At 67.6% G+C, this 11,124-nt stretch carries 14 protein-coding genes; 13 read left to right on the forward strand and 1 reads right to left on the reverse strand.

The features are described from left to right. Positions 1-26 precede the first annotated feature (26 nt). From HZY97_RS01045 to HZY97_RS01105, 13 genes are all read left to right on the forward strand, one after another. Positions 27-245 (forward strand): DUF2945 domain-containing protein, encoded by a 219-nt coding sequence (locus HZY97_RS01045; RefSeq protein ID WP_180139598.1) that lies wholly within the window; start codon positions 27-29, stop codon positions 243-245. A gap of 39 nt (positions 246-284) precedes the next feature. Further along, positions 285-1,655: a DNA repair protein RadA gene (gene radA, locus HZY97_RS01050; RefSeq protein WP_180139601.1), complete on the forward strand. Its 1,371-nt coding sequence runs from the start codon at positions 285-287 to the stop codon at positions 1,653-1,655. Between the two features lie 54 nt (positions 1,656-1,709). Beyond that, the gene (locus HZY97_RS01055) at positions 1,710-2,264 is read left to right on the forward strand and encodes a lipocalin family protein (protein WP_180139604.1); all 555 of its coding nucleotides are present in this window, start codon (positions 1,710-1,712) and stop codon (positions 2,262-2,264) included. 60 nt (positions 2,265-2,324) lie between these two features. Then, entirely contained in the window at positions 2,325-2,891 is a 567-nt protein-coding gene (locus tag HZY97_RS01060; protein ID WP_180139608.1) for a CvpA family protein, read from the forward strand. Positions 2,892-2,932: 41 nt separating this feature from the next. Next, entirely contained in the window at positions 2,933-3,358 is a 426-nt protein-coding gene (locus HZY97_RS01065; protein ID WP_180139611.1) for an iron-sulfur cluster assembly scaffold protein, read from the forward strand. Continuing rightward, positions 3,358-5,142 (forward strand): monovalent cation:proton antiporter-2 (CPA2) family protein, encoded by a 1,785-nt coding sequence (locus tag HZY97_RS01070; RefSeq protein WP_180139614.1) that lies wholly within the window; start codon positions 3,358-3,360, stop codon positions 5,140-5,142. Before HZY97_RS01065 ends, HZY97_RS01070 begins: the two co-directional genes overlap by 1 nt. Next, positions 5,139-5,516 carry a diacylglycerol kinase gene (locus HZY97_RS01075; RefSeq protein WP_180139617.1) on the forward strand — a complete coding sequence of 126 codons (378 nt, stop codon included), beginning with the start codon at positions 5,139-5,141 and terminating at the stop codon, positions 5,514-5,516. The genes HZY97_RS01070 and HZY97_RS01075 overlap by 4 nt, the downstream gene beginning before the upstream one ends. Then, positions 5,513-5,851, forward strand: coding sequence for a DUF423 domain-containing protein (locus tag HZY97_RS01080; RefSeq protein ID WP_180139621.1), 339 nt, complete (start codon positions 5,513-5,515; stop codon positions 5,849-5,851). The genes HZY97_RS01075 and HZY97_RS01080 overlap by 4 nt, the downstream gene beginning before the upstream one ends. Then, the gene (locus HZY97_RS01085; RefSeq protein WP_180139625.1) at positions 5,833-6,471 is read left to right on the forward strand and encodes a methyltransferase; all 639 of its coding nucleotides are present in this window, start codon (positions 5,833-5,835) and stop codon (positions 6,469-6,471) included. The genes HZY97_RS01080 and HZY97_RS01085 overlap by 19 nt, the downstream gene beginning before the upstream one ends. Before the next feature lie 75 nt (positions 6,472-6,546). After that, positions 6,547-7,497, forward strand: coding sequence for a metallophosphoesterase (locus HZY97_RS01090; RefSeq protein ID WP_180139628.1), 951 nt, complete (start codon positions 6,547-6,549; stop codon positions 7,495-7,497). Positions 7,498-7,518: 21 nt separating this feature from the next. Beyond that, entirely contained in the window at positions 7,519-7,875 is a 357-nt protein-coding gene (locus HZY97_RS01095) for a cupredoxin family copper-binding protein (RefSeq protein ID WP_180139631.1), read from the forward strand. Positions 7,876-7,883: 8 nt separating this feature from the next. Next, the gene (locus tag HZY97_RS01100; RefSeq protein ID WP_373684251.1) at positions 7,884-8,453 is read left to right on the forward strand and encodes a sigma-70 family RNA polymerase sigma factor; all 570 of its coding nucleotides are present in this window, start codon (positions 7,884-7,886) and stop codon (positions 8,451-8,453) included. Continuing rightward, positions 8,450-9,217, forward strand: coding sequence for an anti-sigma factor (locus HZY97_RS01105; protein WP_180139634.1), 768 nt, complete (start codon positions 8,450-8,452; stop codon positions 9,215-9,217). Before HZY97_RS01100 ends, HZY97_RS01105 begins: the two co-directional genes overlap by 4 nt. Here the strand turns inward: HZY97_RS01105 and HZY97_RS01110 are convergent, their stop codons facing one another. Then, a complete protein-coding gene (locus HZY97_RS01110) occupies positions 9,218-11,101 on the reverse strand; it encodes a M1 family metallopeptidase (protein WP_180139636.1) in 1,884 nt (627 codons plus the stop codon). Positions 11,102-11,124 lie beyond the last annotated feature (23 nt).

Consider the following 11,124-nt stretch of genomic DNA (forward strand, 5'->3'; position numbering starts at 1 on the left):
TGGGCATGTGACGAATTGTCCCGCCCATGAGGAACAGCTTCCGAAAAGGCGCAAAGGTTCACTGGACCTGGGCCGACGACACGGCGCACGGCAAGATCGAGGAGCGTTTCGAGCGTCGTGTGCAACGGACCTTCAAGGGCACCAAGGTCGCCCGCAACGGATCACCGGAGAACCCGGCCTATCTGATCGTGCAGGAGGATGGGACCAAGCTGTTGAAGCTCGGCCGGGAGCTGACGGCTGACTAGCCTCTTGTTCCCTTCCTGTTCTCGCGCTACGTCGTGCGCATGGCGAAACCCAAGAAGCGTTATGTCTGCCAGGCCTGCGGCTCGGTCACCTCGCAATGGGCGGGGCAATGCAGCGATTGCGGCGAGTGGAACCAGCTCGTCGAGAACGCCGGCGCGAATGTGACGCCGTTCCAGGCCCGGCATAACCTCCAGTCGGGCGGGCGTGCCATTTTGATGAGCGGGCTCAACACCGACATCGCGCTCCCCGACCGGACCTCGACCGGGATCGCCGAACTCGATCGCGCGCTGGGCGGCGGCTTTGTCGAGGGCAGTGCGACACTGATCGGCGGCGATCCGGGCATCGGCAAGTCGACGCTGCTGCTGCAGGCGGCGGCCAAGATCGCGATGCGCGGGCTGACAGTCGCCTATGTCTCGGGCGAGGAAGCGGCGGACCAGGTCCGGCTGCGTGCGCGCCGGCTCGGTCTGGGCAAGGCGCCGGTGATGCTCGCCGCGGCAACCTCGGTACGCGATATCCTGACGACGATGGGGGAGGGCGAGCCGCCGGCACTGCTGATCATCGATTCGATCCAGACGATGCACTCGGACCTGATCGAGGGCGCACCGGGAACGGTGAGCCAGGTCCGCGCCGCATCGGGCGAACTGATCCGCTTCGCCAAGGAACGCGGCACCGCAGTGGTGCTGGTCGGGCACGTCACCAAGGACGGCAGCATCGCCGGGCCGCGCGTGCTCGAGCATATGGTCGATACCGTGCTGTCCTTCGAGGGCGAGCGCAGCCACCAGTACCGCATCCTGCGCGCGGTGAAGAATCGCTTCGGCGGCACCGACGAGATCGGCGTGTTCGCGATGCAGACCGAGGGGCTGGAGGAAGTCTCCAATCCGTCCTCGCTGTTCCTCACTTCGCGCGACGAGAGCGTGACCGGCACCGTGGTGTTCCCCGCGCTCGAAGGCACGCGGCCGGTGCTGGTCGAAGTGCAGGCGCTCACCGTGCGGCTGGCGAGCGGCGCCACCCCGCGGCGCGCGGTGGTCGGCTGGGATTCGGCGCGGCTGTCGATGATTCTCGCGGTGCTCGAGGCGCGCTGCGGGCTCAGCTTCTCGACCTGCGAAGTCTATCTGAACATCGCCGGCGGCTACCGGGTGCAGGACCCGGCGGCGGATCTGGCGGTGGCGGCGGCCTTGGTCTCGGCGTTGTCCGAACGGCCGATCCCGGCGGATGCGGTGGTGTTCGGCGAAGTCGCGCTTTCGGGCGAGGTGCGTCCCGTTGCGCATGGCGCGCTTCGGTGCAGGGAAGCGGCCAAGCTCGGCTTCGGTCGCGCGATGGCGCCGATCGCGCAGGTCAACGACAAGGGCGGGTTGCAGCTCGCCGGCTTCAAGTCGCTCGGCCAGTTCGTGGATCATCTGCTGGGGCGATAAGTTGAGGCGGCAAGGGGCTATTATTTCCGCAACTTACGCAGCAAAGTGACGCACATGAAACAATCGACCGCCCTCAAGATCGCCGCGGGTGTTGCCGCAGCCGCCATTGGCGGCGCCGTCCTCTATTCGCGCGCCACGCGCCCGCCGGTGATCAACAAGAAGGTGCCCGAGCCCGCCAAGCCGGTCGATCTCGCCCGCTATCTCGGCAAATGGTATGAGCTCGCCCGCCACGAGAACCGCTTCGAGAAGGGGCTGGACGCAGTCACCGCCGAATATGCGCTGCTCGACGATGGGCGGGTCAGCGTGATCAACAGCGGTACGCTGAACGGCGAGCGCAGCGTCTCCGAGGGCAAGGCGATCATCGCGGACGAGGTGACCAACGCCAAGCTCAAAGTCTCGTTCTTCGGCCCGCTCTACACCGGGGATTATTGGGTGCTCGATCATGGCGACGACTATGACTGGGCGATCGTCGGCGAGCCGAGCGGGCGCTATCTCTGGGTGCTCGCGCGCGAGGCGGTGCCGCCCTCGGCACTGGCGCAGAAGGTGATGAAGCGCGTCGAGGAACTGGGCTTTGACCGCTGGGCGTTGCGCATCACTCGCCAGGGCTGATTTCCTCTCCCGCTCCCTTGCCGCTTGAGGCATAGGAGTCCCCGGGAGGGACGTGTTCCAATGACTTTGACCGGGCTCGACATCATCGTGCTGCTCGTGATCGGCGGTGCCGGCGTGCTGGGATTCCTGCGCGGCTTCGTCACCGAAGTGCTGGCGCTGGTCGCCTGGTTGCTGATCGTGCTGGCGCTCAAGCTGTTCCACACCCCGCTCGCCGCGGTGCTGGCCGGGCTTGTCGGCACCGCGCAGGGCGGGGCGGTGCTCGCCTTTGTCGTGCTGACCGGCGTGACCTATTTCGGCGGGCGGCTGCTCGCGCGCTCGATCGGATCGCGCACCCGCGAGAGCTTCCTCGGGCCCATCGACCGCGCGCTCGGCCTGGGCTTCGGCGCGCTGAAGGGCCTGATCCTGGTCAGCATCGCCTTCCTGCTGCTCGTGCTGCTGTTCGACACGGTTGGCGGCGGCCCGGCCAACCGGCCGCAATGGATGACCAAGTCGACCACCTATCCGCTGCTCAACGCGACGAGCGCGGGCATCGCGGATTTCGTCGATCGCCGCCGCAAGGGCGAACCGGTCTTCGGCGGGGCACATGGCAATGAAGCTGCCGAGGTCGAAACGAATTCTACCCGATAGGGGGTCGCGCATCGCGGCCCGCTCCCCTAAGTCGGGGGCACATGAACGCGCCGCTCTACAACACTGAAATCCTGCGCCTCGCGGCATCCGTGCCGTTCGAGGCGCGGCTGGAGGGGGCGATGGCCTCCGTCGAAAAGCGCTCCCCGGTCTGCGGGAGCCGTGTCACCGTCGATGTGAACATGGATGATTCCGGCCGTATCGCCGCGCTCGGGCTGGTCGTGCGCGCCTGCGCGCTCGGCCAGGCATCGGCGGCGCTGATGGAAGCGCACGCGGTGGGCCGATCGGTGGAAGAGCTGGACGTGGCGCGCGACGATCTCACCGCCTGGCTCGCCGGCGATCGCGCCACGCCGCCCGACTGGCCGGGGCTCGACCTGTTCGCGCCCGCGCTCGAGCACCGCGGCCGTCACGCCGCGATCCGCCTCGCCTTTGAGGCGGTCGCCGAAGCCGCAAGCGAGGCGCGCGGCTGATGGAACACGCCAGTGATGCTTCGCTGCTTGGCGAATATGTGCCGCTGCTCGGCTTCGCGCTTGTCTTCGTCCTGATCTTCCGCCGCTTCGGGCTGGGTGCGACGCTCGGCTATCTCGTCGCGGGCGCCGTGGTCGGGCCGCAGGTGCTCGGGCTGGTCGGTGATGCCGAGAGCAAGATGGGCATCGCCGAGCTCGGCATCGCATTGCTGCTGTTCCTCGTCGGACTGGAGCTGAGCCCCTCGCGGCTGTGGCGGATGCGCAAGGATATTTTCGGGCTCGGCTTGCTCCAGGTGTCGATCTGCGGCGTGGTGATCGCCGGGATGGTGTGGGTCGCGACCGGCAGCTCGATCGGTGCCGCGCTCGCGCTCGGCCTGCCGCTGGCGCTGTCGTCGACCGCGCAGGTGTTGCCGATGCTGCAATCGGCGGGGCGGCTGCGCACGCCGCTGGGGGAGCGTGCTTTCGCGATCCTGCTGTTCCAGGACCTGTCGATCGTCCCGCTGATCACGATCGTCGCGGCGCTTTCGCGCAACCCGCACGCGCAGAGCGGCACGCCCGGCTGGCTGCTCGGCATCTATACGGTGGCCGCGATCATCGGGCTGATCCTCGCCGGCCGCTATCTGCTGCGCCCGCTGTTCCGGCTGATCGGCAATCTCGGCGAACGCGAGATGTTCATCTTCGCCGGGCTGTTCACCGTGATTGCCGCGGCGGCGGTGATGGAAGCGATCGGGCTTTCGGCTGCCCTGGGCGCCTTCATCGCGGGCGTGATGCTGGCGGACTCGCCCTATCGCCACGAGCTGGAAGCCGATGTCGAGCCGTTCCGCTCGATCCTGCTCGGCCTGTTCTTCCTGGCGGTGGGCATGACGCTCAACCTTCACGCGATCGCCGAGCGGCCTTTCTTCGTGGTCGGCATGGCGCTGGCGCTGATCGCGGCCAAGGCCGCGCTGATCATGGGGCTGGCGATATTGTTCGGCATGCCGCGCAGACAGGCCTTTGCGCTCGGCGTGCTGCTCAGCCAGGGCGGCGAGTTCGGCTTCGTGCTGTTCGCCCAAGCCCAGTCGGCGATGCTGATCGAAGGGCAGGCGGCGAGCATCTTCGGGGCGATCGTCACGCTGTCGATGGCAACGACGCCGTTCCTGATGATGGCCACCAAGCGGATCCGCACCGAGCCGGCCCCGAGTGCCAAGGACCTCGACCTGCCGCGCCACGAAGGCTCGAACGCGGTCGTGGTCGGCTATGGCCGCTTCGGCCAGACCGTGGCGCAGATGCTCCTCGCGCAGGACATTCCCGTCACCATCATCGATACCGATGTCGAGATGATCCAGACCGCCGGCGATTTCGGCATGAAGGTCTATTATGGCGACGGCCTGCGCATCGACCTGCTGCGCCAGGCAGGCGCTGCCGAGGCCGAGCTGGTGATGTTCTGCAACGACGGCGACAAGATTGACGCCGAGTTCCTCGAGGCCGTCCACCACGCCTTTCCCAAGGCGACGATCTTCGTGCGTGCCTTTGACCGGCGCAGCGTAATCAAGATGAAGGGCGCGCCGATCGGCGGCGTGGTGCGCGAAGTGCTGGAAAGCGCGGTGATGATGGCGCGCCAGGCGATGCAGGCCGTCGGCGTCGACCAGATGGAGATCGACAAGACCGAGGCCGAGTATCGCAAGCGCGACAATGCCCGGCTCGACGTGCAGCGCGAGACCGGCGACCTGCGCGCCGGGATCGACGGCATGATCACCCATGCCAGCCTCGCCGCGGCGATCGAGGTCGATCTCGAGAGTTCGGGATGAAGGGCCGGCCCTTCCGCGAGCGGATGGGCTTCGCGCTCGCCGGCATCCGCACCGGCTGGGCGCGCGAGGCGAGCTTTCGCAGCCAGGCGCGGCTCGCGGGCGCGGCGATCCTCGCACTGCTTGTGCTGCGCCCGGCGCCTATCTGGTGGGGGCTCGTCGCGGTGTGCTGCGCGATTGTCCTCGCGCTCGAGCTGGTCAATTCGGCGATGGAAGCGGTGATCGACCTGCTCCATCCCGGCATCCATCCGTCGATCAAGGTCGCCAAGGACATGCTGGCCGGCGCAGTGCTGGTGATGAGTTTTGCGGCGCTCGCCGTGGGAATCGCGATGGTGGTGGCGAGCGGGCCGCATTTCCTGAAGGAGATTGGATTGTGAGGATCGTGACCGTGCTCGCGGCGCTTTCGGGCGCGCTGGCCGTGGCGGCAGGGGCGTTCGCGGCGCATGGCGCGAGCGGGCAGGCGGCCGAGTGGCTCAAGACCGGCGGGCACTATCAGCTGGTCCACGCGGTCGCGACTTTGGTCGCGGTGCGGATGGGCGAGCGGATTTCGCCCTGGCTGTTCGTGGCAGGCGGCGCGGTGTTCGCGGGAACGCTCTATCTGATGGCGTTTGGCGCGCCGCATTGGCTGGGCGCAGTCACGCCGATCGGCGGCGCGGCGCTGATTGCCGGCTGGATCTGCATGGCGATCGGCGCATGGCGGCGGCCGGCCTGAACGTCACCGAGTTCATCCGGGACCGGCTGCCCGTGCTGCCCGTGCCCGGCATTCCGGAGATCGCGCTGCACAAGGCGGTGCCGGCGAGCGGGCTGGGCCGGCTGGCGGCGGACGATGACGCGTTCGGCTCGCCTTATTGGGCCTATTACTGGCTGGGCGGGCTGGCGCTCGCGCGCTTCGTAGTGGACCGGCCCGAGACCGTGCGCGGACGGCGGGTGCTCGATCTGGGCTGCGGATCGGGGCTGGTGGCGATCGCCGCAGCCAAGGCGGGTGCGGCGAAGGTGCTTGCCGCCGATGTCGATCCCTATGCGATCGCGGCGCTTGCGCTGAACGCCGCGGCGAACGGCGTGATGATCGAAGGCGTGCATGGCGACCTGACCGAAGGACCCGTGCCGGATGTCGATCTAATCCTGGCGGGGGATGTGTTCTACGATCCGGAGCCGGCGGCGCGGATGGAGCCGTTTCTCGCGCGCTGCCGAGCGGCTGGAATAGAGGTGCTGGTGGGCGATCCGTATCGGGCGCCGCTTCGGCTGGAGCGGCTGCGGGTGCTGGCAGAGTACGCCTTTGCGGAGACCGACAGCGCGGTGAAGAAGCCGACCGCGGTGTTCGCCTTCGAATAATTTTTTGCCGCCCGGGAATAAACCCGCGGCTCCTCCTGTCTTGGTGCGTGACGAACACGCAGGACAGGATCCGCCATGGACGACCATCACCACGAACCGCTCGACCGCCGCCGCATGCTCTCGCGCTGTGCCGGCTGGGCCGGGACCGCGGCGCTCTACACGATGAGCGGCGGCATCGCCTCATCGATCGATCTCGACAGCGCGCTCGCGATGCCCGCGATGGCGGGGAAGGGGCCCAAGCCCTTCACTTTCCTCCAGATCAGCGACACGCATATCGGCTTCGACAAGGCGGCCAATCCCAATACGCGCGCCACCGCGATGCAGGCGGTCGAGAAGATCAAGGCGCTCGCGGTGAAGCCCGACCTGATCTTCCATACCGGCGACATCACCCATCTCTCCAAGCCCGAGCAGTTCGACGATGCTGCGAAGATCCTCGCCGGGCTCGACGTGCCGATCTTCTTCGTGCCCGGCGAGCATGACTGGCTCGACGAGACCCCCGGCGCCAATTTCCTCGCCCGTCACGGCAAGGGGAGCATGGGCACCGGCTGGTACAGCTTCGAGCATGGAGGCGTGCATTTCATCGGGCTCAACAATGTCGCGGACCTGAAGGCGGGCGGCATGGCGCATCTGGGCGACGAGCAGCTTGCCTGGCTGGAGAAGGACCTGGCTGGGCTGTCGGCGAGCACGCCTGTCGTGGTGCTGGGGCATATCCCGCTCTGGACGGTCTATGAGGAATGGGGCTGGGGCACCGACGACAGCGCCCGGGCGCTGGCGCTGCTCCGCCGCTTCGGTTCGGTGACCGTGCTCAACGGCCATATCCACCAGATCCTGCACAAGGTTGAGGGCAATGTCGCCTTCCACTCGGCGCGCTCGACTGCCTATCCGCAGCCGGCGCCCGGCGCTGCGCCGTCGCCCGGACCCCTGACGGTGCCGGCGGCGCAGCTTCCGACAATGCTGGGCATTCGCACCGCCAATTTCGTGCGCGGCAACAGCCCCATCGCGCTGATCGAGCAGACGCTCGGCTGATCTTTCCCAAGGAGTATCTGTATGACTTTCCGCCTCACCGCGCGGGTGCTGTTCCTCGCCGCCTTCTCGTTGCCGATGCTCGGGCTCGGCGTCTCGGTCACTGCCGCGGCGATCGCGCCGGCGCCCGCAGTGAGCGTCGCAATCAAGAGCTTCGCCTTCACTCCGCAGGTGCTGACGATCACGGTCGGCACCACGGTGACCTGGACCAATGCCGACGAGGATCCGCACACCGTCACCGCGACTGATCACAGCTTCCACTCGCCCGCCTTGGATACCGGCGGCAAGTTCAGCTACACCTTCACCCGCGTCGGCGAGTTCGCCTATTTCTGCCAGCTCCACCCGCACATGACGGGCAAGGTGATCGTCAAGGCGCGCTGAGGGGATACGTGGGCGTCAGCATCTTCCGACCCAGGCTCGCTTTCTCCGCCGATCGCGCATCGGCGGAGCGCGCCGCCGCGCAGGAAAAGGCCGAGCGCTTCCGCAGTCTGATGCTGCCGCACATGGATGCCGCGCTGACGCTCGCCCGTTATCTGACTCGCGATGCCAGCGCGGCGGAGGACGTGGTGCAGGAAGCCTATCTGCGCGCGTTCCGCAGCTTCGACACATGGCGCGGCGAAGCGCCCAAGGCCTGGCTGCTGGCGATCGTGCGCAATTGTTTCCTGAACAGCCTCGGGGCGGCGCGCGCTACCGAAGAACTGACCGAAGAGCCGGTGGAGGACCAGAGCCCCGAAAGCGTGCTTGCGGAGAAGAGCGAAGCGGCGATGGTACGCGGCGTGGTCGAGCAATTGCCCGAACCGTTTCGCGAGACGCTGGTGCTGCGTGAGCTGGAAGAGATGAGCTACAAGGAGATTGCCGCCATCACCCGGGTTCCGATCGGCACCGTCATGTCGCGGCTGGCGCGGGCGCGGCAGATGCTCGCCGAGCTGCTGCTGCCGGCTGCGGAGAAGCGCGCATGACCTCGCATCCCGAGCCCGCGCTGATCCACGCCTATGCCGATGGCGAACTCGACGCGGCCAATACCGTGTCATTGGAAGCGCATCTGAAGACCTGTCCCGAATGCCGCGCCCAACTCGACGAGATCGAGGCGGTGCGCGCGCTGATGGCCGCTGCCCCGCGGACGGAGGCTTCGCCGGAATTGCGTGGGCGGATCGAGGCGATGCTCGATGCCGAGGTGCCCAAGCCTGCGCGGGCCGGGCTGTTCGGCCATATCGCGAGCGGGCGCTGGGCCTCGGGCGCGCTGACCGGCGCGATTGCCGCGAGCCTGGCGCTGCTCGTCGCGGCGCCACAGCTTACCCGCAGCGATACCGAGGACCAACTCGTCCAAAGCCATGTCCGCTCGCTGATCGCCGGCCATGTCGTCGATATCGCCACGTCGAACCGGCACGTCGTGAAGCCCTGGTTCAACGGCCGGATCGACTTCGCCCCGCCGGTGCCAGAGCTGGCGGCGCAGGGCTTCCCGCTGGTCGGCGGGCGGATGGACTATATCGAGGACAAGCCTGCGGCGGCGATCGTCTACAAGCGCGCGCTGCACACGATAAACCTGTTCGTGCGCCCCGCGGCCGGTCTGTCGCTGCCCGGCGCCAGCGCTGTACGGCACAAGGGCTACAGCCTGGTGCGCTGGACCAATGGTGGGCTCGAATATTGGGCGGTGTCGGACGTCGATCCGAATGACCTGCAGCTGTTCCGCCAAGCCTATCAGGGAGCGACGTCCGCGCGCTGATCAGTCGGTCGCGCCGACGATCTTCGCCACGCCCGCCGCTGCGTTCGGGTGGTACCCCGCCTTGGCGCTCTCGTAGAAGCGCAGCGCGATCGGCTTGCCCCAGTCGCCCTGGGCCATCAGGTCCTTGTAGATCGGATAGATCAGCAGGCCCCGGCCGACGCGCTTCACGAACGCTTCGATCGACGGCAGCGCGGGCTCGTAGCGGTTGGCGATCGCCAGCTCGGCCCAGGCGGAGCGGACATAGGCGTTGTTCGATGCCGAGAGGCCGAGCGTCTCGTCGAGTTCCTTCAGGCGCGCCGGGGTCTGCTGGCGGGGCAGGCCGACCAGGAAGCGCAGCCATTGCTGCGTCGCCCAGCCGGTCGGCTGCACTGCGCTTGCCGGGCCGCCGGCGTTGAAGGCGGCGAGCTTCGCGTCGACGGCGGCGAGCGTCTGCGACTGCACATGGACGGCATTGTCCGGGAGGCCGGCCATATAGGCCCAGCGATCGAGCTCCAGCTTCGCTTCGAGCGCGGCGTCGCCCTTGATCAGGTTCGCGCGCAGGTCGGCGAGGAAGCCGGCGGTGGTCTGCGGCTGGAAGGCGTGACGATCGAAATAGGAACGCAGATATGCGTCCCACTTCGCCCGCCCGACTGCCGCCTCGATCGTGCGCAGGAAGGTCGAGCCTTTGAAATAGTCGAGCTGGCCGAAGGTCGCGCCGGGATCGCCGTGAAGGCGCGTGGTCGGCGCATCATTGCCGCCGGCGTCCTTGATGTCGCGCACGAGGCCGTCCCAATCGAGATCGGCATACATGGCGGCGCGCTCCTTGCCGTAGACCGCCTCCATGATCCGGTTCTCGAAATAGGTGGTGAAGCCCTCGTTGAGCCACGAATCCGACCAGGTCGCATTGGTCACGAGATTGCCCGACCAGCTATGCGCCAGTTCATGCGCGACGACATCGGTGTTCGAGCGGTCGCCCGTGATGATCGTCGGGGTCAGGAAGGTGAGGGTCGGGTTCTCCATGCCGCCGTACGGGAAGCTCGGCGGCAGGACGAGCATGTCGTAGCGACCCCAGCGATAGGGGCCATAGAGCGCCTGCGCCGCGTCGATCATCTTCTCGACATCGCCGACCTCATAGGCGGCGGCATCGAGCTGGCTCGGCTCGGCCCATACGCCCGAGCGCGGGCCGGTCGCCTTGAAGGCGAGGTCGCCCACCGCCATCGCGATCAGGTACGGCGGCACCGGCTTGTCCATCTTGAAGCGGAACTTGCGCTTCTGGTGGGGCACCAGCTCGCCCTTGTCGCCGTCGAGCCGCTCGCCGCTCATCACCGCGACGAAGCCGTCGGGCACGGTGAGCGTGGCGGACCAGGTCTGGCGGATGCCGGGGCTGTCCTGCGTGGGGATCCAGCTGCGGTTGTTGATCGGCTGGCCCTGGCTGAACAGATACGGGATCTTCTTACCCGCGGTCAGCTCGGGCGCGAGCCACTGGAGCGCCGAGGCACCGGGCCTGGTCTTGTAGCGGACCAGGATCTGCGTGTTGCCCTCGAGCTGCACGCTCAGCGCCGAGCCGAGGCCGATCTCGGTCTCACGCGCGCCGATGGTGAAGGGCAGCGGCTTGCCCTTGGGGCAGGTGACGGAATCGATGATGAGGTCATCGACATCGAGCACGATTTTCGTCGCACCCTTGGCCGCCAGCACGTCGAGCGTCGCGACGCCCGAGAGCGTCTTGCTTGCGAAATCAACGTCGAGGTTCAGGTCGACATGCGTGACGCGCGCCACCTGCGGTTCGGCATGGGTCCAGACGTCCTTCGCCTCGGGCGTGGTCAGGATCGGGGCGGGCTTGCCGTTCTGGGCGGCGGCGGGGGCGGCGATCAGCATCGCGGCGGCAAGGGGAGCAAGGATGCGCATGGCGGCGTGCTAAGCCGATCGCG

This window comes from Sphingomonas sp. R-74633, assembly GCF_013416555.1.
GTDB lineage: Bacteria > Pseudomonadota > Alphaproteobacteria > Sphingomonadales > Sphingomonadaceae > Sphingomonas.

Excerpts from the sequence above, each read along its gene's own strand:
- HZY97_RS01045 (WP_180139598.1), top strand. The coding sequence starts at position 27 with ATGAGGAACAGCTTCCGAAAAGGCGCAAAGGTTCACTGGACCTGGGCC.
- radA (WP_180139601.1), top strand. The coding sequence starts at position 285 with ATGGCGAAACCCAAGAAGCGTTATGTCTGCCAGGCCTGCGGCTCGGTC.
- HZY97_RS01055 (WP_180139604.1), top strand. The coding sequence starts at position 1,710 with ATGAAACAATCGACCGCCCTCAAGATCGCCGCGGGTGTTGCCGCAGCC.
- HZY97_RS01060 (WP_180139608.1), top strand. The coding sequence starts at position 2,325 with ATGACTTTGACCGGGCTCGACATCATCGTGCTGCTCGTGATCGGCGGT.
- HZY97_RS01065 (WP_180139611.1), top strand. The coding sequence starts at position 2,933 with ATGAACGCGCCGCTCTACAACACTGAAATCCTGCGCCTCGCGGCATCC.
- HZY97_RS01070 (WP_180139614.1), top strand. The coding sequence starts at position 3,358 with ATGGAACACGCCAGTGATGCTTCGCTGCTTGGCGAATATGTGCCGCTG.
- HZY97_RS01075 (WP_180139617.1), top strand. The coding sequence starts at position 5,139 with ATGAAGGGCCGGCCCTTCCGCGAGCGGATGGGCTTCGCGCTCGCCGGC.
- HZY97_RS01085 (WP_180139625.1), top strand. The coding sequence starts at position 5,833 with ATGGCGGCGGCCGGCCTGAACGTCACCGAGTTCATCCGGGACCGGCTG.
- HZY97_RS01090 (WP_180139628.1), top strand. The coding sequence starts at position 6,547 with ATGGACGACCATCACCACGAACCGCTCGACCGCCGCCGCATGCTCTCG.
- HZY97_RS01095 (WP_180139631.1), top strand. The coding sequence starts at position 7,519 with ATGACTTTCCGCCTCACCGCGCGGGTGCTGTTCCTCGCCGCCTTCTCG.
- HZY97_RS01105 (WP_180139634.1), top strand. The coding sequence starts at position 8,450 with ATGACCTCGCATCCCGAGCCCGCGCTGATCCACGCCTATGCCGATGGC.
- HZY97_RS01110 (WP_180139636.1), bottom strand. The coding sequence starts at position 11,101 with ATGCGCATCCTTGCTCCCCTTGCCGCCGCGATGCTGATCGCCGCCCCC.